22 protein-coding genes and 1 riboswitch are annotated in these 24,497 nt (G+C 38.1%); of the genes, 3 read left to right on the forward strand and 19 right to left on the reverse strand.

What is annotated here, in order from left to right; genetic code table 11:
• Window positions 1-35: 35 nt before the first annotated feature.
• The 15 genes from sat to BV906_RS09030 all read right to left on the reverse strand — a co-directional run bounded on the left by sat (window position 36) and on the right by BV906_RS09030 (window position 16,748).
• Window positions 36-1,214 (reverse strand): sulfate adenylyltransferase, encoded by a 1,179-nt coding sequence (gene sat / locus BV906_RS08960; protein WP_087973176.1) that lies wholly within the window; start codon window positions 1,212-1,214, stop codon window positions 36-38.
• Window positions 1,215-1,250: 36 nt separating this feature from the next.
• On the reverse strand, window positions 1,251-1,868 hold the full coding sequence (locus BV906_RS08965) for an NAD(P)-binding protein (protein WP_087973178.1): 618 nt from the start codon (window positions 1,866-1,868) through the stop codon (window positions 1,251-1,253).
• Window positions 1,869-1,912: 44 nt separating this feature from the next.
• Window positions 1,913-2,641: a sirohydrochlorin chelatase gene (locus tag BV906_RS08970; RefSeq protein ID WP_087973180.1), complete on the reverse strand. Its 729-nt coding sequence runs from the start codon at window positions 2,639-2,641 to the stop codon at window positions 1,913-1,915.
• A 16-nt stretch (window positions 2,642-2,657) separates the two neighbouring features.
• Complete coding sequence (cobA, locus tag BV906_RS08975; RefSeq protein ID WP_087973181.1) at window positions 2,658-3,434, reverse strand: uroporphyrinogen-III C-methyltransferase; 777 nt, start codon at window positions 3,432-3,434, stop codon at window positions 2,658-2,660.
• A gap of 32 nt (window positions 3,435-3,466) precedes the next feature.
• Complete coding sequence (gene cysI, locus BV906_RS08980) at window positions 3,467-5,200, reverse strand: assimilatory sulfite reductase (NADPH) hemoprotein subunit (RefSeq protein ID WP_087973183.1); 1,734 nt, start codon at window positions 5,198-5,200, stop codon at window positions 3,467-3,469.
• Window positions 5,201-5,233: 33 nt separating this feature from the next.
• Window positions 5,234-7,069 carry an assimilatory sulfite reductase (NADPH) flavoprotein subunit gene (locus tag BV906_RS08985; protein WP_087973184.1) on the reverse strand — a complete coding sequence of 612 codons (1,836 nt, stop codon included), beginning with the start codon at window positions 7,067-7,069 and terminating at the stop codon, window positions 5,234-5,236.
• Between the two features lie 107 nt (window positions 7,070-7,176).
• Window positions 7,177-7,911 (reverse strand): phosphoadenylyl-sulfate reductase, encoded by a 735-nt coding sequence (locus tag BV906_RS08990; protein WP_087973185.1) that lies wholly within the window; start codon window positions 7,909-7,911, stop codon window positions 7,177-7,179.
• Between the two features lie 219 nt (window positions 7,912-8,130).
• Window positions 8,131-8,234, reverse strand: a riboswitch (SAM riboswitch).
• Window positions 8,235-8,567: 333 nt separating this feature from the next.
• Complete coding sequence (locus tag BV906_RS08995) at window positions 8,568-10,208, reverse strand: FAD-dependent oxidoreductase (RefSeq protein ID WP_087973186.1); 1,641 nt, start codon at window positions 10,206-10,208, stop codon at window positions 8,568-8,570.
• Window positions 10,209-10,272: 64 nt separating this feature from the next.
• Entirely contained in the window at window positions 10,273-10,554 is a 282-nt protein-coding gene (locus BV906_RS09000) for a HesB/IscA family protein (RefSeq protein WP_087973187.1), read from the reverse strand.
• 32 nt (window positions 10,555-10,586) lie between these two features.
• A complete protein-coding gene (arsA, locus tag BV906_RS09005; protein ID WP_087973189.1) occupies window positions 10,587-12,353 on the reverse strand; it encodes an arsenical pump-driving ATPase in 1,767 nt (588 codons plus the stop codon).
• 15 nt (window positions 12,354-12,368) lie between these two features.
• Window positions 12,369-12,725 carry an arsenite efflux transporter metallochaperone ArsD gene (gene arsD / locus BV906_RS09010; RefSeq protein WP_087973191.1) on the reverse strand — a complete coding sequence of 119 codons (357 nt, stop codon included), beginning with the start codon at window positions 12,723-12,725 and terminating at the stop codon, window positions 12,369-12,371.
• Between the two features lie 88 nt (window positions 12,726-12,813).
• Window positions 12,814-13,233, reverse strand: a complete 420-nt coding sequence (arsC, locus tag BV906_RS09015) for an arsenate reductase (thioredoxin) (protein WP_087973192.1) — start codon at window positions 13,231-13,233, stop codon at window positions 12,814-12,816.
• A gap of 46 nt (window positions 13,234-13,279) precedes the next feature.
• Window positions 13,280-14,569: an arsenic transporter gene (locus BV906_RS09020; RefSeq protein WP_087973193.1), complete on the reverse strand. Its 1,290-nt coding sequence runs from the start codon at window positions 14,567-14,569 to the stop codon at window positions 13,280-13,282.
• Between the two features lie 16 nt (window positions 14,570-14,585).
• On the reverse strand, window positions 14,586-14,930 hold the full coding sequence (locus tag BV906_RS09025) for an ArsR/SmtB family transcription factor (RefSeq protein ID WP_087973194.1): 345 nt from the start codon (window positions 14,928-14,930) through the stop codon (window positions 14,586-14,588).
• Between the two features lie 207 nt (window positions 14,931-15,137).
• Window positions 15,138-16,748: a M20/M25/M40 family metallo-hydrolase gene (locus tag BV906_RS09030; RefSeq protein ID WP_087973195.1), complete on the reverse strand. Its 1,611-nt coding sequence runs from the start codon at window positions 16,746-16,748 to the stop codon at window positions 15,138-15,140.
• A gap of 194 nt (window positions 16,749-16,942) precedes the next feature.
• Between BV906_RS09030 and BV906_RS09035 the strand changes: the two genes are divergently transcribed.
• The gene (locus tag BV906_RS09035) at window positions 16,943-17,518 is read left to right on the forward strand and encodes a sigma-70 family RNA polymerase sigma factor (protein WP_087973197.1); all 576 of its coding nucleotides are present in this window, start codon (window positions 16,943-16,945) and stop codon (window positions 17,516-17,518) included.
• Between the two features lie 401 nt (window positions 17,519-17,919).
• Here BV906_RS09035 and BV906_RS09040 read toward each other — a convergent pair whose 3' ends face one another.
• Both BV906_RS09040 and BV906_RS09045 read right to left on the reverse strand, forming a co-directional pair.
• On the reverse strand, window positions 17,920-18,732 hold the full coding sequence (locus BV906_RS09040; RefSeq protein ID WP_087973199.1) for a DUF6612 family protein: 813 nt from the start codon (window positions 18,730-18,732) through the stop codon (window positions 17,920-17,922).
• A 197-nt stretch (window positions 18,733-18,929) separates the two neighbouring features.
• Entirely contained in the window at window positions 18,930-19,436 is a 507-nt protein-coding gene (locus tag BV906_RS09045; protein WP_087973200.1) for a hypothetical protein, read from the reverse strand.
• Window positions 19,437-19,625: 189 nt separating this feature from the next.
• On the opposite strand from BV906_RS09045, the gene BV906_RS09050 reads away from it, so the two are divergent.
• Window positions 19,626-20,546 (forward strand): ABC transporter ATP-binding protein, encoded by a 921-nt coding sequence (locus tag BV906_RS09050; protein ID WP_087973201.1) that lies wholly within the window; start codon window positions 19,626-19,628, stop codon window positions 20,544-20,546.
• Window positions 20,539-21,492, forward strand: a complete 954-nt coding sequence (locus BV906_RS09055; protein ID WP_087973203.1) for an ABC transporter permease — start codon at window positions 20,539-20,541, stop codon at window positions 21,490-21,492. Before BV906_RS09050 ends, BV906_RS09055 begins: the two co-directional genes overlap by 8 nt.
• Window positions 21,493-21,575: 83 nt before the next feature.
• On the opposite strand, the gene BV906_RS09060 is transcribed toward BV906_RS09055, so the two are convergent.
• Window positions 21,576-22,589, reverse strand: a complete 1,014-nt coding sequence (locus BV906_RS09060; RefSeq protein WP_087973551.1) for a proline dehydrogenase family protein — start codon at window positions 22,587-22,589, stop codon at window positions 21,576-21,578.
• A 112-nt stretch (window positions 22,590-22,701) separates the two neighbouring features.
• Window positions 22,702-24,249: an L-glutamate gamma-semialdehyde dehydrogenase gene (gene pruA / locus BV906_RS09065; RefSeq protein WP_087973204.1), complete on the reverse strand. Its 1,548-nt coding sequence runs from the start codon at window positions 24,247-24,249 to the stop codon at window positions 22,702-22,704.
• Window positions 24,250-24,497 lie beyond the last annotated feature (248 nt).

Here is a 24,497-nt window from a genome sequence, read left to right on the forward strand (position 1 = left end):
TCCCTTCTATCCTCCTTTTTGAACGACATCTTACATTAATTTTGCTGCATTCCTTTAATAAGCACTGCTGCAACTTCCGGACGGGAAAACTCTTTAGGGAGCTCCTCTCCATTCCGAAGCTTTTCACGTACCTTCGTCCCACTAAGATGAACATGGGATTCTTTACCATGTGGGCATGTTTTTTCCGTACCCATGTTCTCGCATTTTCTGCAATAGAACGCATGTTCAAATTTGAATATTTGAATACCTAGTTCTTTCTCAAATTCGGATATCAATTCCTGTGCTTCGTATGTGCCATAGTAATCACCTACACCTGCATGGTCCCTTCCGACAATGAAATGTGTGCATCCATAATTCTTACGGACAATTGCATGCAGAATTGCTTCTTTCGGACCGGCATAGCGCATTGCTGCAGGGTAAATGACAAGTCGCGTACGATTTACAGGATAATAGTTTTTCAGAATAACTTGATAGCTTTCCATTCTTATTTCTGCTGATATATCATCTGACTTTGTTTCACCTACTAATGGATTCAACAATAATCCGTCTACAGACTCCAATGCTGTTTTCTGAATATACTCATGTGCACGGTGAACAGGATTACGCGTTTGAAAGCCAACTATCGTTTTCCAACCTAGATCAGCAAATAGCTTTCTTGTTTCAGACGGATCAAAGTAAAAATCTTCAAAATTACCATGACTTGGTCGGTTTAATAAATAAATTGGTCCGGCAAGATATACTTCTCCTCTTTCATAAACTTTTTTCACACCAGGATGGGCATTATCTGTTGTACCATAGACAAGACGCGCTTCTTTCTCTTTGTCAGATGTATACTTTTCCTCCAATTCAAGTACACCATAATAAACGTCATCTTCCCCAATTAGCGCTATCGTCTGCCCGATTTCAAATGTAGCTGCTTGCTCCTCAGTTACTGGAAGGGTAATGGGAATACTCCAAATTGTCCCATTTTCCAAACGCGTATCCTCAATAACACGATTGTAGTCTGCCTGCCCCATAAATCCGGTTAACGGACTAAAACCACCTATCGCAATCAACTCCAAGTCAGACAAGCTCCAGGCGTCCAGCTTAAGCGATTGTAGTGAATCTATTTGATCCAGGTAGGATGCTTTCTGTTTACCATGTAATTCCCTATTTATAAGCTCACCACCATGTGGCAGAATTGTTTCGATTTCCTTCTGTTTTGTCACTGACATCATTAAAACCTCCATATAAATAATTATCTCTCTAACTCATTCTCTAGATACTCTCTCAAACCATTTGATTGCTTTCATTTGTTTATCTTTATCTAGAAAACTCTCGGATAGAAGTTCTTTTAATAATAATTTTTGTTGTAATTTACTAAATAAAGAATGTTTGATAAGTTGTCGGCTTTCATACAAAAAATCCAAATAATCTTCATAAGTTTCACTATATACAGCTTGAAGCTCTCTATTTAATTTGGCTGAAAGTTGTGGACTTGCTCCACTAGTTGATATACTGATGGCCAACTTTCCACGTCTGAAAAAGGATGGGAATTCCACATCTCCCTTGTCAGCTTCTGCCGCAGCATTTATAAGAGAATTCGTTGGCGCTGCCTCGATAACAGAGTCATTTACAATTGGATCATTCGTAGCAACGATGATCAAAAAGGCATCCACCACATCATTTGATTCAAAGGATTTTTGCTTCCAATTCAATCTTCCTTTTTCCCAATGAGAGCGAATGCCTTTTTCAATCACTAGGCTGATAACGGTTAGAGAAGCACCGCTCCCCAAAAGAGTCTCGATTCTCCTTTCAGCTACATGGCCACCTCCAACAATAACAACATTTTTTTCACGTAATTCAATCATAAGAGGTATTGCTGTCATGTCTTTAACATCCCTTTACTTGTGGAAAACTCTACTACATAGTGTTATTTAATAGATTCATAAACTCTTTCTTTCAGTGCATTTTTCATTGCAGGATGGTCACCAAGTTGGCGACATAGTACAAATTCCTTATCCGCCTCAAATAAATCACTTACTTTCGTTTCTAAAAAGTCCATAAGCACCCCTGTAAACCAAAGATAAGGAACAATAAATATTTGTGAATGCTCTTCACTTAAAGAAGATTGAATTCCCTGCTCAAAAGAAGGTTCACAGGCGGCTAGAAAACAAATATCTACTTGAATATTCGTTTGCCCCTGTAATTTATTAGCTATATTTTTTATATCTATCTTTGTTTGTGGATTACGACTGCCACGGCCAACAAGCAGTATTTTCGCATCCGCTTTGACTGGAACATTCGTCTCTTCTATACGTTCTGCTAAAATTGTTGTAAACTGGTCTTGAACCCCTAGTGGCTGACCATAAGTGAAAGTAATTTCAGGATACTTTTCCTTTGACTGGTTCACTACTTCAGGAATATCTTTGAAGTAGTGTCCAGCACTTAAAAGCAGGACAGGTACAATGGATATTCTGGAAGCTCCTTGCTTTACCAGATTATCAATACCCTCTGTGACATTTGGCTCGGCAAGCTCCAGAAAACAACTCTCCTGAAGGGGAATATTGACTAGTTTCTTTACAGATGTGATAAATTCGACCGCTTCGTTTGTTGCTTCCTTTATACGGCTCCCATGACTAACATATAGAATTCCTTGCACCTGTCTTCCCTCCCATTCATCCTAAGATTGCTTCAGCACCGAACTCTTTTTCTAGAGAATCATTTTCAAACCACTTAATTTGATTTCTAAGCCTAACTACCTCACCGATAATAATCATCGACGGATTCTTGAAAGTATGCGATTTATCTAAAATATCCTCCAATGTTCCAGTTACCGTCTGTTGATTCTCAGTCGTTCCCCAATGTATCAAAGCTATTGGGGTAGTGGGTTTGCGACCGTACCGAATAAGTCGTTCACAAATACCTGGTAGATTTCGTACTCCCATATAAATGCAAAGTGTATCAGATCCTTGCGCAAGGTTTTCCCAGTACTTTTCATAGGATTCACCACTTTTACTGACACCAGATACGAAAGATACCGATGAACTATAATCCCGATGCGTTAACGGTATGCCTGCATAGGCGGGAGCTGCAGAACCGGAAGTGATTCCAGGGACAATTTCATAGCTGATGCCATTTTCCTTAAGTAATTCAGCTTCCTCTCCACCTCTGCCAAAAATAAACGGGTCTCCGCCTTTTAACCGAGTAACAATCTTTCCCTCGTTCGCAAATTTACAAAGGAGGTCATTGATCTTATCCTGTGTAAGCGAATGATGGTCAGGACTCTTTCCACAGTATATTAATTCCGCTTTGTCTGAAGCGTAACCTAGTAATTCTTCGTTAACTAACCGGTCATATAAAATAACATCTGATTTCTGAATTGCTTTTAGCCCTTTAATGGTAATTAAGTCCGGGTCACCAGGACCTGCACCAACTAAGTAAACCTTTCCCATTATTTCACTTCCTTTCTGTCTATCCCTTTATTCTATTTTGATGTAGTTGAAGTTGTGTGAAAATCAAGTCCAGAAAGTACTTCTTCAACATAACCGGCACGAATAACATAATCACCGAAATGTTCCCCTTGCTCCCGTTCCTTTGCATACTGGAAAATGATTGGACGAAGGGAGTTCAGAATCTCTTCCTCACCTATATTCTCCCGATAAAGTTTGTTCAAGCGGCTTCCATTGAAACCTCCACCAAGATACATATTGTATTTCCCCGGGGCTTTGCCAATAAAGGCTATTTCTGCAAGACTTGGACGGGAACATCCATTAGGGCAACCGGACATACGAATGGTGATCTCTTCCTCACTAATGCCTGCCTCATCAAGAATGACTTCAATTTTATCCAATAAAGACGGAAGATATCGTTCAGATTCAGCCATAGCCAGCCCACAAGTAGGAAAGGCAACACATGCCATCGAATTTCTGCGTAGTCCTGAATAATGTTTTCCTTCTGTAAGCTTATATTTTTCGACTAATTCGATGATTTGTTTCTTATTTTTGCTAGTTACATTCGCGATAATTAAATTCTGATTCGGAGTGATTCGGAAATCTCCCGTATGTACCCTAGCAATTTCTCGCAAACCTGTACGGAGTGGATAATCATCAAAGTCTTTAATCCGGCCGTTTTGGATAAATAGTGTCAAATGCCATTTGTCATCTCCTTTTAACCAACCATAACGATCCCCATTTGATTCGAAATGATAAGTACGAGGCTCATCTAGATTCCATTCCAATCTTTCATTCAGTTCATTTTTGAACCAATCGACCCCTCTTGCGTCAATTGTATACTTGAAACGAGCATTCTTTCGGTCCGTACGGTTCCCAAAGTCGCGCTGAATGGTGACAACCTTTTCTGCAACTTCCGTTAATTTTTCTGGGGTACAGAATCCAATCACACGGGAAACTTGTGGATATGTTTTCGTATCACCATGTGTCATTCCCATACCGCCACCGACCGCTACATTAAATCCTTTGAGCTGTCCATCTTCCAGAATCGCGATAAAACCTAAGTCCTGTGAAAAAACATCGATATCATTAGATGGTGGTACTGCAATTCCTATTTTAAACTTCCGTGGTAGATAGGTTGATCCGTAAATCGGCTCCGTTTCCACTGTTCCGCGGCTATCGATTACTTTTTCATCATCCAGCCAGATTTCATGATATGCATTCGTCTCTGGTAATAGATGGTCACTGACCTTCTTCGACCATTCATAAACTTCAGAATGGACTGCTGATTGCTCCGGGTTCACATTACACATAACATTCCTATTGATATCCCCACAGGCTGCAATCGTAGTCATCAGCGCCTCATTCATTCCCTGCATCGTTTTCTTCAGATTCCGTTTCAAAATTCCGTGTAATTGGAATGTCTGTCTCGTTGTAAGTTTCATCGTTTCATTGCCATATTTATGTGCAAGATCATCCATTGTTAACCACTGGTCTGGTGTCGTCACTCCGCCTGGCGTTCGTACGCGGATCATAAATTGATATGCTGGCTCAAGCTTCTGACGTCTCCGTTCATCCCGTATATCCCTATCATCTTGCTGGTAGCTTCCATGAAATTTTAATAATTTATTATCATCATCGGAAATGGCACCAGTAATTGGGTCCTCAAGCCCTTCTACAATCGTTCCTCTTAGAAAATTACTATCCTCTTTAATCTTTTCCAACTCAACTAGTGGTCCATTTTGTTCTGGAACTTTATTTTCACTCATTGCTTTATTCTCCTCTCCATACCTTGCCGATCATTAATAGACATCACGCTGGTAACGTTTCTGTTTACGCATTTCACGTAAATATTCCTCTGCTTCTTCGTGGCTTAAACCGCCCTCTTGCTCGAGAATAGTTGCTAATGTTTGGTGAACGTCATTTGCCATATGTTTTTCGTCCCCACATACATAAACATGTGCACCTTCATTCAGCCATTGATATAATTCCCTACGTTTCTCCAACATGCGATGCTGTACATACACCTTCTGATCAGTATCACGGGAAAATGCCACATCCATCTTCGTAAGCACCCCATCTTTTAGCCATCTTTGCCATTCTGTCTGATAAAGAAAGTCTGTATCAAAGTGCTGGTCACCAAAGAATAACCATGTTTTACCTTTAACATCCTCTTCTTCGAGTTCTTCTAAATAAGAACGATACGGTGCTACCCCAGTACCAGGACCAATCATAATGACAGGTGTTTCAGCATTGAAAGGAAATTTGAAATTAGGGTTCGGGTGAATATACACTGGTAAAAGTTCTCCCGGCTCGATTCGTTTGGCAATCTGCTCGGAACAAACACCAGCTCGATCACGCCCATGTGTATGATATCTAACCGTTCCAATCGTAAGTTGAACTTCATCCGGGTTTGCCTTATAACTGCTCGCTATGGAATACAGTCGAGCCGGTATTTTCCTTAGAATTTGAATACATTCACTTGGTGACAATTCTCTTGGCGGATAATCCTTAACTAAATCAAGTAAATCCCTTCCATCAAGATAAGCCTTAAGCGCCTCTTCCTGTCCCGCCTTCACAAGTATATCAAACTGTTCATTATTAAAGAGCTTTGCAGCTTTCTCTAGTAATGGCTTCGTAAGTCTAGTAATCTCAAAGTTAGAAAGCAATGCTTCTCGAAGTGACCGGATTTCTCCTTGTTTATTAACTTGAACGGTTTCATCAGCGTCCCAATTCATTTGCTTAATAATCTGGTCTACAAGTTCTGGGTCATTTTGAGGTGAAATTCCTAGACTATCCCCTGGTTCAAATGCCAGATTAGATCCTTCTAGTGACAACTCAAGATGACGGTTTTCTTTCTTTGATCCTCGCCCATTCAAATTAAGATTATCTAAGACTTCAGCCATAAATGGATTCGTTCTTGTAAATACTTGTTGTTCTTGCACAATTGTTCCAGCTGCTTCTTGCACTGCTAACCCTGATTCAACCGCTTCTGCCTCATTTAATATACTTAGGACGCCTTCCATCCACTCAGCTGCGGGTTCATCAAAATCCAAGTCACAATCGACTCTCGGATGCAGTCTTTCTCCTCCCAATTCTTCCAGACGTTTATCAAAATCCTTACCTGTCTGGCAAAAGTACTCGTAGGACTCATCGCCTAAAGATAGTACGGAAAAGCGAAGACCCTTCAATTTAGGTGCTTTTCTGCTATGAAGAAATTCATAGAAAGAAATAGCGTTTTCTGGTGGCTCCCCTTCTCCATGGGTAGCAGATATAATTAGCAGATCTTCAACTTTCTTTAGATCCTTTGTTTTAAAATCATCTAAAGCTGATAGTTTCACCTTTATATTTTTCTCTTCTAACTTGCAATTTATTTCCTCAGCAAGTCTTTGCCCGGTACCTGTTTCAGATCCATAGAGCACGGTCACTTCTCTGGTAGCGACTGGAACGACAGGTGGAGGTGCTATGGCTGCACCTCCTGGAGTAGCAGAACCATTATTTGGTGGATCTGTTATTTGTATAGCGGCCAAATATCCGCCAAGCCAATTTTTTTGTGCTTCTGTAATTGTTGATAGAAGGACATTAAGATTTTCTGTTTGCTCCTGATTAAAAGGACTATTCATTACAGTTAACTGCAAAGCTCCTCACCCCTCATACTTTTTTTATAATAACTAGCCTGGTACAAAGTATCCTATCCAAAGTTGTTTACTCGGTTTTAAGTTTAAAAAAAATTTAGCAAAATAATCTAATTGGAGGAATTCCCCGTTGTATGAAGACCACATTCTGTTTTATTCATCCCTGACCATCTTCCTGCACGTGAATCTTGTGAATCTGTTACTTGCGATGTACATGGTATACAGCCAATACTTGGATATCCATTATCATGCAATTCATTATACGGTAGATTATTTACTTTGATATATTCCCATACATCATCCCAGGTCCAATGGATTAACGGGCAAACTTTAACAGATTTAAACCGGTCATCTTTATTCACAAAATCAGTTTTCCTTCTTGATGGTGATTGTTCTCTCCGAAGACCGGAAATCCAAGCAGGTGCACCGCTTAAGGCATCTTCAAGAGGTTTGATTTTTCGGATAAAGCAACATTGGTCAGGCTTTCGTTTCCACAATGCTGAACCATGTTCTTTAGCCTGCTCTTCCAAAGTCAAGTCCGGTTTCTTCAACTGAATACGCAAATCCGGATATTTTTCTTTCGCCTTGTCGATTAAATCATACGTTTCCTGAAAATGCAGATCTGTATCTAGAAATACAATTTCAGCATCCTTTTGCACTTTAGAGATTAAGTCAACCAATACAACACCTTCCGCACCGAAACTGCAAGCATAGACGATTTTCTCACCGTAAGTTTCGTATGCCCACTTGAGGATTGTTGAAGCTCCCTTTGTTTTGTCTGTAGGAATCCAGTCTTTATAAGGGTCACCAGTAAATTCATTGTAGGTAACCGAATAGTTATCCATCCTTCATTCCTCCACATTTTTTGAGACTTTAAATCTAAGGAATCAGCCTAGATTAGAAAACTTAGCGCTCGCTATTAGGTTTTAGCGAATACCTTAGTTGCACTTCTTCAAATAGAAAAGTTATATACTTTCGTATCTGCCAAAATAATTCATGGTTCTATTTTCTTTAGAAGAGGGTTTGCTACTCTCCTTGCCCTATGATGGCTAACATTAGCACTCTTCTTATCTATCAGGTCATACAACTGAAGGATTTAGGCACAGTATTAAAACTAACCTGTTGCCGAGGTTTCTAGGGCCCTTACCTCCACCTCTCTGAATAAGAATCTAAATACAAGTAATATGATATGATTTGTTAAGTATTATATGTCTAAAATTCATTTTAGTCAATAGATATTTGTAAAGAATAAATTAATTACAAATATTTAACTAATACAGGTTATTCCTAAAAGCTTAACGATGTTAATAAATTTCATTTCAAATGAAAGTCTAATAGTTACCTTGTATTCTTAACTACGAAGTACTGATACGTTTGTGAACAATAAAGGCTCTTTGATTAATTCCTGTATGCGCTCACAACAGAAATTGTCGTCGTGCACATTAGTTGAAGCACAGATTGAAGAAAGAGCTATTCAATTCAATGAATAGCTCTTTCTTCATTACTGTTTACTAAAACTTTGGTAATTCTTGTTTCCACCAGAAAGATTAAATACTTCTTTAAACCCCATATTTCTTAATACATTCTGAGCTGCGTTACCCGTTACTCCACTATTACAGTAAGTAACAGTTGGAATGTCATGATTTAAGTTTTTAGCTTCAGATCGTAAGTTGGCAAGAGGGATATTAATTGCTCCAGTTACGTTAGAAACATCAAATTGCTTGGTTGCTCTCGTATCAATAATTTGTAATTGTTCACCACTCTCAATCCGGTCTGTTAATTCCTGTGGTGTAATTAGCTTGTTTTTCTTATCAATTGCATTCTGCAAAGCCATGCCTGTATACATAACTGGATCTTTTGTCGTACTGAATGGAGGGGCATACGCTAAATCTAAATGAAACAAATCTTCTGCTTTAGCTCCAAATGATATCGCTGTTACAAATACATCAATTCGCTTATCAACACCATCTACACCCACTATTTGAACACCAAGAACTCGGCTTGTCTTTCTGTCTGCAATTGCCTTAATTACGATTTCTTTTCCTCCAAGATAATCTGCCCTTGATGGTTTAATATTATGGAGAATTTCCACATCAAATCCTTTTGACAATGCTTCTTTCTCACTAAATCCGGTATAACCTACAGCAAGGTCAAACACTCTCAAGATTCCAGTACCGAGGATTCCACGGTGCTCTAAATCACCACCAGTGATAACATCTCCGGCAATACGACCCATTTTGTTTGCTGTGGAACCTAATGGACGATAAATTGGTTCTCCAGTGATAACGGAGAAGCTTTCTGCAACGTCGCCTACTGCATACACATCAGGTAGATTCGTTTGCATCTTGTTATTGACTTTAACAGCACCAGATGCTCCTAATTCAATACCCATTTCTTGCGCCAATTTTGTATTTGGACGTACACCAGTTGCTAAGATGACCATATCCGATTCAATCGTTTTCCCTGATTTTGTTTCGACAACACTTTCTGAAATTGTACTGGCTTCTTCATTTAACAGCAGATTCACGCCATTACTTCTTACATGTTCCTCAACTCTTCTTGCCATATCCTTATCCAAGTGTGGCATGATTTGGTCACTTCTTTGGATGATGGTAACTTCCAATCCTTTATGCTTTAGTTGCTCAGCAACTTCGAGTCCAATAAAACCGGCACCTATTATGGTAATCTTTTTTGGGTTATTCGCCCTCATAAAGGAATCGATATTTGCTGTATTTTGAATAGTACGTACCTGAAAGACATGTTCTTTATCTGCGCCAGTAATGTTTGGTGTTATTGGTGTTGCCCCTGTTGCAAATACTAACGTATCATAACTGTCTTCCTTGATTTCATATGTATCAAGGTTTTTAACCGTTACTTTTTTATTTTCCGAATCAATCGTTGTTACCTCATGGCGAGTAAAAATATCAACGTTATAACGCTTTTTGAACCACGCAGCACTTCTTGGTGTCAATGATTCTAACTCATCAACTTCGCCTCCTAAGAAATAAGGGATTCCACATATTGAGTAGGAGATATCGTAGTCTGCATTATATAAAGTTATCTCCGCATTTTCATCGTTTCTGCGAGCTTTCGCAGCAACAGAAGTACCAGCTGCAACTGAGCCAATGATTATTATTTTCATGTAATATTTCCTCCACAGGTATCTAGTTGGTTGCATGTTTAATTTTTATAATTATATCATTCTACTAGCAGCATTGATCCATTCCCAATAGAACAAATTGTGAGCCATTTGGAGTATCATCATTGTCTAGTGTTAATTCTTCTAATGTATCCTTTACATCTTTATCAATAGCTACTTTTATTCCATTGATTTCTTCAATGATGTCGCTCTCCTCTGGTGCATCCAGAGATATTCCTAACTGCGGTCCACAACAACCTGCACCCATAGAGTAAAAGCGAATTCCTTCGCCACCTTTTTCTGTGAAAATCGTTTGTAAATTTTGTTTTGCCTTCTCAGTTATAATCATTTTAAAATTCCTCCAATTAATTTAGTGAAAACTTATGATTGAGTAATCTTACTGTCATTGTTTAGGTTAGCTTCCTTTGTCCACGGAATAATTGCGCATCGTTCAGCCAATTCATTTTCTACTTTGTTAATCCATTGTTTTTCGCTAGAAGCCCTTACCTTTAAGACTTTGTCATCTGTTCCTGCTGCCGACAAACTGCGATTAATTACCCACCATTTTGGTGCGATTTGAGCACGTCTAAGATCTTCTTGTAAACGGGTTGATTCAAATACAGGCGTAGCTTCTGCTAACGTTACAATTACAACTTCGGTTTCTTCTGGATTACGAAGACGAGGCAATAATGCCTTCACGCTTTCTGGCGTACTTCCTGTCGAGCGACTCATCTCTTTATGATAGGCTTCTGATGAATCGAGTAATAGCAATGTATGACCAGTTGGTGCTGTATCAATGACAATAATTTCGTTTTCTGACCTTGCTACGACATCTGCAAAGGCACGGAATACTGCAATTTCATCTGTGCATGGTGATTCCAGGTCTTCTTTTAAATATGCTAATTCGCTTTCTCCTAATTCCCCTGCGGCTGAAATGACTTCTTTCTTGTAATTTTCAACTTCAATTTCCGGGTCAATACTGCTAATTGATAAATTTTCTTCTACATCACTATTTTTAAACATGTAATCGAGATGTGATGCTGGATCAGTAGTCGTCAGATGAACCTTATGTCCCTTTTCCGAAAGTCCGACAGCAATGTTAGTGGCAACGGATGTTTTTCCAACACCGCCTTTACCCATTGTAAAAATTACTCTTGTATTTCTATCCGAGAAATCATCTATAACGTCCTGTAAATAGGCTAATTGATTCAATTCAATGTCTTCATTGTTATTTCCTCTGTCAACAAATGGGTGATCGCTAACCAGTTGACGTAGGCTATCAATACCTGTAAGCGAATAAGGGACATATGGTAGTGATAATGTGTTTATTGGCTTTAACTCTTCTGGTATTTGACTTAACGCATCTTGCTGACTTTCGTAAAACGCAATTGCGACTTCATCATTTGAATCATGTGACTGAAGAAGTCCATTAATGATCAGCATTTGATTTTGGATTCCAACTTCTCTCAATTCCGAAGATGCCCGATTTGCCTCAAAGAGAGTGGATTCCTCTGGTCTTGCAACTAACATAAGCGTTGTTTTTTCGGAGTCAGAGAGAGCCTGAACTGCTTTTCCGTACATATCCTTCTTATCTCCAAGACCTGAAAGGGGTCCCAAACAAGATGCACCATGTGTACTTTCTTCTAAAAATCCACTCCAGGCAGTTGGGAGCGACAAAAGTCTTAATGTATGACCAGTTGGGGCTGTGTCAAACAACACATGATCAAATTGTTTTAAGATCGATTCATCAGCAAGTAAATGGGAGAATTCATCAAACGCCGCAATTTCTACCGTACAAGCACCAGAAAGTTGTTCTTCCATTTGGTTCACCACAGATTCCGGAAGTTTTCCCCGATATGGCCCAACCGTTTTCTCTCGATAGGCAATTGCAGCCTCTTCCGGGTCAATGTTGCAAGCATTTAAGTTTTCCACTCCAGGAATTTCAATCGGATTGTTAGATAGTTCAACCCCGAATACATCCTGTAAATTAGATGCTGGATCTGTACTGACTAGAAGTACTTTTTTACCTTGATCTGCTAGAGAAACCGCCGTTGCACATGCTACGGAAGTTTTTCCTACGCCGCCTTTACCTGTAAAGAACAAAACTGGTGTTTTTACATCTTGTGCTGGGTTATGTAATTGGTACATATCAATTCCTCCTAGTTAATCAAGTTTCATGGATACACGCACTCGAGGTTTTTCGGTGAGTTCATCCGTTTTTGTTTCAAACCATTCAGCAAAATCCTCATTCGTTGGATATGCCCCCAATCTTACGACTTCGTTATCTAAGAGTGTTATTGGTAGTGCATCTACACCCTTATCATGAAGAACTTGATTAACTGTTTCATTATCCGAAAAAGCAGCTGGGTCATTTGCCAAGTTATAGCGTGTAATATCTTCACCCTTTTTTTCTAGTGAATAAACAGCCGATGCTACCCTTGTCAAATCAGGGTCTACACTTGGTCCACAAACCCCAGTGGAACAACACATTGCTGGATCAAAAATCTCAACTTTTTTCATGCCTACACATCTCCTCATAAATATATAACTATATCCTTATATTGAAGTTAAGGGAAGAGCCTTGAGTACTCCCAAGGTTTTCCAAAGTTTACTCTCCCGTTTCTGCAAAACGTTTGATACGTTCACCAATTTCATCACGAACGCGTTGGAAGACTTTCCATTTTTCCTCTTCTGTACCTTCTGCTTTTGCTGGATCATCAAATCCCCAATGCTCTCGCCTAACATGGGGTGGTGTCATTGGACATTTGTCAGCAGCATCTCCACAAAGCGTAACAGCCATCCTTGCGTTGTTCAAGAATTCTGTATCGATGATTTCTGATTTTTGATTTGATATGTCCATACCGACTTCATTCATTGCCTTCACTGCATTCGGATTTAATCCATGTGCTTCAATCCCAGCACTTCTAACTTCCCATTCATCTCCAAGATATTTCTTTGCCCAACCTTCTGCCATTTGGCTTCGGCAAGAATTTCCAGTACATAAAAAGTAGATTGTTTTTTTAGACATAATAACTCTCCATTTCATTTATATTTTATCTTTCCGCTAATTCAGATTAAAAGAGTAGAAGTGTCAAGTATAAACCTAATAATGTTATTAACAGAATTGGAATAGTTAGGATAATACCTGTTTTAAAATAAGTTCCCCATGATATTTTGACTCCTTTTTTCGCTAACACATGAAGCCATAATAGGGTTGCAAGTGAACCAATCGGTGTGATTTTCGGACCTAGATCAGAGCCAATTACGTTGGCATACACTAATGCTTCACGGATAACACCAGTTGTATCTGTTTCAGCTATCGCAATGGCGTCAATCATTACAGTTGGCATATTATTCATAACGGATGAGAGAATAGCTGCAATGAACCCCATAGATATCGTTGCAATAAACAATCCCTGCTCTGCAGCTGCCTGAATAAGATCAGCCAACAGATCTGTTAATCCCGCATTACGTAGACCAAAAACGACCACGTACATTCCAATCGAGAAAAATACGATATTCCATGGTGCATCTTTTATAACTGTAGTTGTATTGACCGCTTTACTTTTTCTAGCCATCAGAATGAAGAAGATGGCGATGACCCCAGCCACAATAGATACAGGTACCTGGATGAACTCACTCGCAAAGTAGCCAATGACGAGCACGCCAAGCACGTACCAGGATAGTTTGAACATTTTCAGGTCGCGAATCGCTTCCTTCGGTTCCTTTAATTTGGACAAATCATACGTTTTAGGAATACTTTTTCTGAAATAGATTAATAACACGATAATCGTTGCAGCTAGTGAGAACAAGTTTGGAATAATCATTCGTGATGCATATTCTACAAACCCAATATCAAAGAAATCTGCTGAAACGATATTAACTAAGTTACTTACAACAAACGGAAGTGAAGTTGTATCTGCAATAAATCCACTTGCCATAATAAACGGAAAAACCATCTTCTCCGCAAAATTTAAGTTTCGTACCATAGCAAGTACAATTGGTGTTAAAATCAATGCAGCTCCATCATTTGCAAAGAACGCTGCAACCACTGCACCGAGAAGACTGATATAAACAAACATTTTTATACCATTTCCCTTTGCAATTCGTGCCATATGCAGAGAAGCCCACTCAAATAAGCCTATTTCATCCAATATTAAAGAAATAAGTATGATAGCTACAAATGCTAATGTTGCATTCCATACAATACCGGTCACTTCTGCCACATCACCAAAATCAACTACACCGACTATCAGCGCGAGTATGGCACCCCCGACAGCTGACCAACCGATTGATAATCCTCTAGGCTGCCAAATTACTAAGACTAGCGTAGCCAAGAAGATAAGAACTGCTAAAATAGCCATTATTGTCTCCCCCCCATTAACAACACGTAATTCGTGTACCTTGCTTTTCTAATTCTATTAATTTATCGTCTTGATCTGGTAATTGATTAAGAATCTTTGCGACGAATGGATAATATTCATTATTTTTATTTACCGAGTAAAAGATCCATTGTCCTCTTCGTTCTTCTTTTACAAGTCCAACATCTTTCAATTTACGAAGATGTTGACTAATGGATGGCTGACTCACTTTAAAAATCTCAACAAATTCACATACACAACAATCATGGAAATCAAGTATTTTAACCATCGTTAAACGCGTTTTATCACCTAATAACTTCAAAATCAATGCAGCTTTATCCATTTCTATAGTAGTTTTTAGCATGAATAAGCACCTCCTTCATTATTCCCAAATCATTATATAATGATTTGCTTATATATACAATGATTTGAATTATTTAACTGTGAAACTTTTTAAATGTCATTATTATTCTAACAACGAATTATTGTTTGTGGAACAACTCTTGGTAATAAGCGTATAATTAAAAAAGTAAAAAATCCCCGGCGCTAGTGCAGGGAATCTTTTAAGAGTTTATTTAGCTTTACTAATCATATGGATTAATTCTTCCATAATAACCGGGAATTCCTCAAAAGCATTTTTGATATTTAACCGCTCTGTCCGTTTATGTGCGTCATGCCCGAATGGTCCTACATTAAGAACAGGGGCATTCAATTGTTGCATCTTCTGAAATGGTAATGTGTAACTATCTCCCCAAACCGGTGTATTTTCTTCAAATGCATTCCAACCTTCTACTGTGCCTGAATAATTTACATAACTAAGATCACAAATGCCATTGAAATAATGGATACGTTTTATCGGCAAGTTTAATTTTTTGTTGGCCAAATCTTTGATAAACGATGTGCAATCCTCGACTAAATCATTACCTGACGAATTGACGGGTGGATAATATGGTGGTGCTAACAGCACAATGATCGCAGGGGCAAGTTCCTGGCATTGAATCATCAATTTATCCGTAATCCGCAATGACTTTTCGCGATTATCCCATGTATCATGGTAATCAATATCTGCTTTCACCTCGTTAATATATTCCGCACCCAATTTGTCCGTTGCATATGTTAATAAATCTTTATAGCGAATAACCTTTACCTTTCCAATTGGTTTCACTTGATGCTTCTTACAAATTTCTTCATATTCACGATTACACTTTTCTGCGGCTGTTACTGCAACCTTTTCAAAAATATCAAAGACTTCGGAAGCACTCCGTTTCATGAGGAATATATTGTATAATGCCGATGAGCGATATGGTGTCTGTGTTGAATAATGCAATCGCAAATCAGTTTGCTGCAATGTTACTGGAAGTGGCGTCGTCTCCCCTAAAGCTGTCTCCTGAAATAAATCATTCCATTCCATTTCTCTCGTCATGAAAGATGCAATGTATGGAGAAGTCATTCCACTTAATGGCTCACCTGCATGTGTTTCCTTTCCATAAAACAAAGAGGCAGCAAGAATCTTTCCAATTGATCCGGTATACACATAATTAGAAGTATCTGTCGGATCCTGGCGAAAAGTCGGTTCACTATTTAAGAAAAGTTTGTATGTGAATTGATGTTTTTTTTGAAAATCCAACAATACGGGAACAGCATAACGCATCCCTGACGAGCTGACCTCTTCATCCGGCACGGTCAATAATAGTAAATTAATTGGCCACTTTTCCACGCTCGCTTTTTCGATCAAACTCATATGCATAACAAGTCCCATCTTCATATCCATTGTTCCGCGACCAAATAGAAAATCTCCGGATTCCAGATCTTTTCGTACTTCCTCCTGAACCTCATCCTGTCTCTCCAATAACACTTTTGTAAGTTCCTCTGGTTGTGTTGCCAATGGTTCCAACATACCGTATTCTTCCGTATTTACTGTATCAAAATGACTAATTAAGCAAATGGTCTCTTTTGCATCGGGATGTTTATAAAATGCCGTTAAAAATTTACGTCTTAAATCGGCATCATGTGTAGAAAGATAATCCGGGAACTGTTGGAAATACTCCAAGTTTTGCAGCTTGGCATGCAACTTGGCAGGAAATTGTCTCTCTCCTTCCGATAATGTCATGCTTTTCCAGCTTACAATCTCATTCAATAAGGTTCGAAGTTTTTTTGGATTATCCCATCTTAATTCTGCCATATCAGTTTCCCCCTTCTTCATGCTATAAGAAATTCAATAATTCAATTGTAACAATAAATATTCTGAATATATACACTTATTTCACGCTTTAAACTCCCCTTAACTATATATTTTTTTATTTTCACCCCCAAACGCCTACTTATTTCGATTATGGCTATAGAAGGATAATTTAATATGAAATGAGGTTGTATTAAATGAAGAAAGTACAGAAGTTTACTTTTGAAGAGATTTTCAGTCAAAATGAGAAAAGAATCCATTATTATATAAATCGGCTCCACATTCAGGATAATAATGAAGATTTCTATGAAGAAGGCCTTTTTGCATTATGGAATGCGTATGAAACATATGTACCTGACAAAGGACCAATGGCAACTTATTTTAATTATACAATCAAGAATCGATTAATCGATCGCATCCGGAAAGAAAACAGTGCTATGGAGAAGCTGGAACATTTTAAACTCAAAAATAAGTATCTATATGATGATGGAAACTATGTATGTGGACAGGCATCTAATACTTCTATTCCATGTAAAGAAGGAACTTCAATGGACAACACACATTTATGGGAGCAATTGGAGACTCATTTATCTGTAAAACAATGGAAATGGATTAAATACGCTATAATTGAAGAACTGTCCATGATGGAAATTGCAATACATGAAAAAGTTTCCGTGGAAGCTGTCAAAAGCTGGGGAAAAGAAGTGAGGAAGAAGTTGAGGGATAGTACATTCCGGGAAAAGATTGGCTGGCATGTTGATGGTGGTGGTTGATTATTCTTAATTTTAGACTCTTCTCTTAATTATTGTTACTCTCAATGCACGCAATTTGAGATAAGCTGTGAAGTAACCGCTGCTAGTTGATTTCCAAAGTCATGTGCTCTTGCCACCGTCCGGTATCGCTCAGGGCGGATGCGCACCTTAGGGCACGGCCTCAATCCACGTCCAATAAACCAACTCTACGGGGTATTCGTACACGTGCTTTTCCCGCAGGACAAGGAAGGCTTCGGCAGCTTTTGCTTCTTCGTAAGAAAATTGGTTTGTATTTTTTTGTGGCACTAATATCAAATCTTTTCAGTGAGACGAGTAAGCTTTAGATATCAGACTTATTTTATATTCAAAAAGAAGACCGAATAACTTTCGTATCCGGTCTTCTCTCTTACTAAATCTAGTAGTTAATAACTCATTTCCACCGCATTATCAAGTACTTCCTGTGGCACTTCAATCGAATCAACTGTGTTTATGCCAGTATATTCAGCATTGATTTGTTGGGCTATCGTCATCTCTTCGCCTTCTTCAGCAATAGTCATATAAAGATCCATCGCAAACGTTCTAGTTTCATAGGTTTCTTTGTCGATTACCATTTCATAATTTAGCTTGTTAACTGTCATACTTTCGAGAACCTTGTTAACATCTTCGCCAATACTCGCCATTATTTCCGAGCTCATATATTCATCTAATATTTTTTCTGTAAACTGGTTTACCTCTTCCCCTTCACCTGTAAATTTAAAAATGTATGTATCATCTGATTCCTCAAACTCTACATCATCCATAAAAGGTTCCAATAATTCCAACTGTGCAGCAGGATCTTGCTGTTCCATATTCATCAGATCACCATAGAGTTCATTATCCAGTTTCATCCAACTTTGGGACATGGAATCATAAGTGTATAAACCTTCCTCAGTCATATACATTTCGGTTTCAGTATCCATCGTTTCTTCACCCATTGTCATAGTCATCGTTCCCTTTTGATACATTGCGATAGGATCCAGCGTCATTTCAGCTTCCATTTCACTTTCCATTTCCAGCTCCATGGAATCATTTGGTGAAGACAAGAACTGATTCATGTCCATACTTACTTCAGCACTGTCCATTTCTTCTGAAACTTCCATTGCCTTTGTATACACGTCTTGCGCATTTTCACTATTACAGGCGACTAAACTAGCGGTTAGCAATACGAATACAAACGAAAACATCCCTTTTTTCATTATGAATTCCTCCTTATATGTATGTTAATTGTTTATACGTTTATGGACCTAGAAAGTTTCAAAAATGATAAAATTTGATTATACCTAATACTTTATTTTTAAGTGAAATATTATTATTCCATCAAAAAGCACAAAAATAAAAAGCTGCTTCATAAGCCCGATTGGTTTGGACTTATGAAGCAGCTTTTGAAAAATTCTTAATTAACTGGTGTTTTTGTCATCGTATGATCTGTAGTTAACTGTGATGTCTCCTTGGTGCCTGAGTCAGCTTTAGACTTCACGTCGTCTTTAGCAGATAGTAATTCATCCTTTGCTTCGACTGCTTTATCTTTTACATCTATTAAATCACCTTGCGCATCTTTCACTGAAGATAATACGTCTTTCGAATCCTCAGTTACATTTTTAGTTGTATCTTTAATGTCTTTTACTTGTGTATCCAATATTGCCTGTATTTTATTTATTGCCTCTTTTGAAATTTCTGTTGCATTCTGAACACGAGTAATAAGTGCATTCTTCGTACCATTTGGATCTTCTTTAATTGTTGTTGCATATTTGTTTACGGAATCCTTCATTGTCTTCGAAGTATCTTTTACTTTCGTACGTGCACTACTGTTTAGAAGTACTAATGAAGAAGCTCCTGCAATTATTCCAGCAACAACCAGTCCTTTTTTAGCCTTGTTTTGTTTTTCTATTGTCATACCCAATGAAAAAACTCCCTTCCATATTATAAAACTTTTTTATCGGTTACTCATTAAATTCCCGTTTTGCAACAAATTAAACATTCACTTATCAAATACCATTTTTAAAATATACCGATAATTTTTAATAAGTTGAAACATTTCACTCTTTAAACCGTACGTAGTAATAGAGTTTAAAATTGGAGGTATTTATTTATGTCGGAAACAGCCATGGAATTAATGGATGTCAAAAAAAGAATTGGCAAGAAGGAAATCATTAAAGGATTGTCATTCACCATTAATAAAGGTGAAATATTTGGCTTAATCGGACCAAATGGCGCCGGTAAAACAACGACCATTCGGATGATGGTAGGGTTAATGCAGCTTTCGAATGGGGATGTCAAAATCCTAGGAAAGAGTATCAAGACGAACTACAAGGAAGCTATACGTGAAGTTGGTGCAATTGTGGAGAACCCAGAAATGTACCCATTTATGACAGGAGCACAGAATTTAGCTCACTATGCCCGCATGATTCCCGGAATTTCAAAGAAGCGCGTGCAGGAAGTCGTTCGTATTGTCGGACTGGAAAAAGCAATGAAAGAAAAGGTTGGCAAGTATTCATTAGGTATGCGCCAGCGTCTCGGTATCGCTCAAGCCTTGTTACATAAGCCTTCCATACTAATATTGGATGAGCCAACAAATGGTCTTGATCCAGCTGGAATTAGAGAAATTCGTATGTACATTCGCAGACTCGCAACTGAACAGAATGTTGCCGTTATTATCTCCAGTCATCTTTTATCCGAGATTGAACTGATGTGTGACCGAATCGGAATTATTAAAAATGGGGAACTCGTTGCTCTTCAACAAGTGAATGAAAAAGCGGACCAAAATAATTTGAATCAGATCCAAATGGAAGTAACACCAGTTGAACGGGCCATCGAGTTATTGAAAGCCCATCATGGAATACATGCCGTTCAAGTTGAAGAAAGCTTAAGCTTTCAAAGCGAGAAGGAAAACATCCCTTCCCTGGTACAAACATTCGTCCAAAACGATGTTTCCGTCTTCCAGGTAGAAGTAACCAAATCTACATTAGAAGATAAATTTTTTGATTTGATTGGAGAGAATACAATTGGGTAATTTTACGAAATTAATTTATAATGAATTAACTAAAATGTACATACGTAAATCAACCTGGGTTATGTATATTCTCCTAGGTGTAATTATTTTGGGGATAGGTATTATAGCCAATATGTATGGGGAACTTGAGGAGAGTTATGAACAAGACACATGGCGAGAAGTATTACAGAAAGAGAATGGTCAATTAACAACTGAAATGGAACAGGAGGAATTTTTACAAGGAATTAACACAAGTCTCATAGAAACTAATAACTATTATTTAGAAAACGATATTCAGCCTGTTGGCTACGGGGCATGGCAGTTTGTCATGGAGAACGAAATTCTGTTATCCCTCGTTAGTTTACTTACAATTATTGTTGCTGCAGGTATTGTAGCTAATGAGTTCAGATGGGGAACAATTAAACTAATACTTATCCGCCCGATAACCAGGACCAAAATATTAGCTTCCAAATATATAGCAGTACTATTCTTCTCTTTATTCACATTGTTATTTGTATTACTGTTTTCCTGGATTATTGGCGCGATCTTCTTTGGCGTGGAAAGCATGAACCCTTCTATTGTCTTGGAAAAAAATACAGGTCTGGAATATGTATCCGTTTTTGGCGAAATAATCTCAGGCTATGGCTACCAGCTTGTTACACTTGTAATGATGGCTACCTTCGCCTTTATGATTTCAACAGTATTTCGCAATAGTGCACTTGCAATCGGAACAGCAATATTCTTAATGATGGTTGGAAACCAAATAGTATTCTTTTTTATCGAGCGTTCATGGGCAAAATATATCCTTTTTGCAAATACCGATTTAAATCAATATACAAATGGAAATACTCCACTGATTGAAGGAATGACAATGGGATTTTCTGTTACGGTTTTAATCGTGTATTATGCAGTATTTCTATTATTATCATGGGTGTTTTTTACAAAAAGAGACGTTGCGGGTTATTAATCAATCAAAATGTTCAAAAGCGACTACTTGCTAAAAGCAGGTGTCGCTTTATTTTTATGCTATTCCATTGATAATCTGAACAATCAGCCTGCTTCACCTTTTTTATTTCTCTTCTTCCTCCAGACCAATACGGATGTAACGGCAAGTGTACCCAATAGAATAGGTTGCCTTTTTAGCTTGTTATCTTTACCATAAAAAACGTCTTTAACGATGAGGTTCAGGTTTTGAGGGCGCTCTGCCAGCCGGCGCATAAAGTAACCGAACCAGTCATCACCAAAAGGAATATACGTGCATAAGTTATATCCTTCCCTTATTAATTCGTCGTACATTTCTGTTCGGAAACCATATAACATTTGGAATTCAAATAATTCTTTACTAATATTATTCTTTTGAACAAAGCTCTTTAATTCTTTAATGATCTTGTGGTCATGGGTAGCAATGGAAGTAAAGGTATACCCTAGTAATCGCTTTTTCGCTAGTTTAATAAAATTGCGATCTATTTCTTCTTTAGTGCAATAAGCAACTTGACTACTTTCTTTATATGCACCTTTTACGAGGCGTATTCTAACATCCTTTAGTTGTTCCATATCACTTTCAGCACGATATAAATAAGACTGGATAACCGTCCCAATGTTAGGGTATGAAGCGCGAATATTCTTTAATACATCGAGCGCCTTTAAATAGTGAACATATTTTTCCATGTCGACATTAATGAATATATTAGATGTAGCTGCCGTTTCTAAAATTTCTTTAAAATTACTCATACAAAATTCTTGATCGATATCTAAACCGAGTTGCGTCAGTTTCAAAGAGATATGACAATCCAGATTTTCTTCGTTTATTTTTTCTATAGTACGAATAATCTCTTCTTTAGCTATTCTTGCTTCTGACTTTTCAGATACAAATTCCCCAAGGTTGTCGAGTGTCCCACTAATTCCCCTACTGTTCAACTCTTTTACCGTTTCAACAACACTATCCATATTGGTGCCCGCAACAAACTTATCCGCTCCAAGACGAAATCCCCACTTTTTTGCATTCGTATTTAGTAATTTATTATTCGATAAACTGATAAAGAAATCCTTTGTTAGATTAGTCATGTCAGTTTCTCCTTTAGTATGTGACTTCTCTTTATTCATCACATTCCTTCAATATCAGTAAGGTTTTTGCGGCAAGCAGTCACTGCTGCCCACCGCGTGAAGTAAAACAAGCCTAGAATGTTTCAGATACAACTTTAGCTTCCAGGAAATGCTGTAGATAATCGGGTCCTCCTGCTTTTGAATCTGTGCCCGACATTTTAAAACCACCAAATGGCTGGTATCCGACAATTGCTGCTGTACATCCACGATTAAAATACAAATTACCAACATGAAATTCGTGACGTGCCCGATTTAAATGCTCTCGATTATTCGAAATAACAGCCCCTGTTAGACCATATTCTGTGTTATTGGCAATTTCCAATAGCTCATCAAAGTCTTCTGCTTTTGCAAATGCAACGACAGGCCCAAAGATTTCCTCCTGCATAATTCTCGCTTTTGGATCAAGATCTTTGAATATCGTAGGATAAATAAAGAAACCTTGTGTATCATCGGCATCCCCACCATACACAAGCACACCCTCATTTTTACCAATTTCAATATAATCTTTAATTTTATCGAATTGTTTTTGATTAACAACAGCACCCATATAGTAATTGTCTTCCGATGGGTTTCCTAGTGTTAATTCCTTTGTCAGTTCAATTGACTTTTCAAGCACTTCATCATATACATCTTTGTGAATAACAGCTCTTGAACATGCAGAACATTTCTGACCGGAGAAGCCAAATGCGGAATTGACAATGGCATCAGCTGCCAATTCAAGGTCAGCGTCCTGATCAACAATAATCGTATCTTTTCCACCCATCTCAGCAACAACTCGTTTTAGAAATCTCTGTCCTTCTTGCACCTTTGCTGCCCGTTCTATAATACGTGTTCCAGTCGTTCGTGATCCTGTAAAATTGACGAAGCGTGTTTCTTTATGATCAACAAGATAATCGCCAATTTCAGTTGGATCACCAGGTACAAAATTAAGAACACCTTTTGGTAATCCTGCTTCCTCAAGAACTTCAACTAATTTATATGCAATAACCGGTGTATTTTCAGATGGTTTTAGCAGTACTGGATTGCCAGCTACAATCGGCGCTGCAACTGTTCCACAACAAATCGCAAATGCGAAGTTCCATGGTGGAATCGTCACACCTGGGCCCATCGGCTGATAAAAATAGTCATTATGCTCCGCTTCATGATCGACTAACTTCTTCCCCTGTCCTAATTCAATCATTTGGCGTGCATAATATTCGAGAAAATCGATACCTTCAGCCGTATCACCATCTGCCTGATTCCATGGCTTACCAGCATCATAAACCAGCCATGCAGAAAATTCATGCTTACGACGCCGAACGATAGCGGCTGCGCGATACAGAACATCGGCACGTTCTTTCGCTGTCCACATTTTCCATGTTTTAAAAGCCTCCAGTGCCGATTCAAATGCCTGATCCACATGTTTCTTTGTAGCTTTAGAAACCCTTCCAATAATTTGCTCTTTATTGGAAGGATTGACAGATACAAGCGAATCATCCGTAAAAATTTTTTCCCCATTGATAACCAATGGATATTCCTTGTTAAGCTGTCCTTGAACGAGATTCAGTGCTACTTCAAATTCTTTACGGTTCGTTTCATTATTAAAATCTGTAAACGGTTCATGCTTAAATGGTAATACCAATATAAAAACCTCCTTGTATAAGTTAATAGTTTTTATTATTTTATTAAACGTTTCACTATTAAATAAGCAAAAAACGTGCCAACTTTGGAGATTATTATTAAAAAGAAGTTTAGGGGCTTATCCAATCGATTAAAAAAATTTTTATCATAATCAAAATATAAAAAATAGCTAGGGAATTTGAATATATGTGTGAACTTTATTTACAATATTGTAAAATATCTATACAATTATAGATACACACGTTGCGA

Origin of the sequence: Oceanobacillus rekensis (assembly GCF_002153375.1) — a bacterium.
Taxonomy (GTDB): domain Bacteria; phylum Bacillota; class Bacilli; order Bacillales; family Amphibacillaceae; genus Oceanobacillus; species Oceanobacillus rekensis.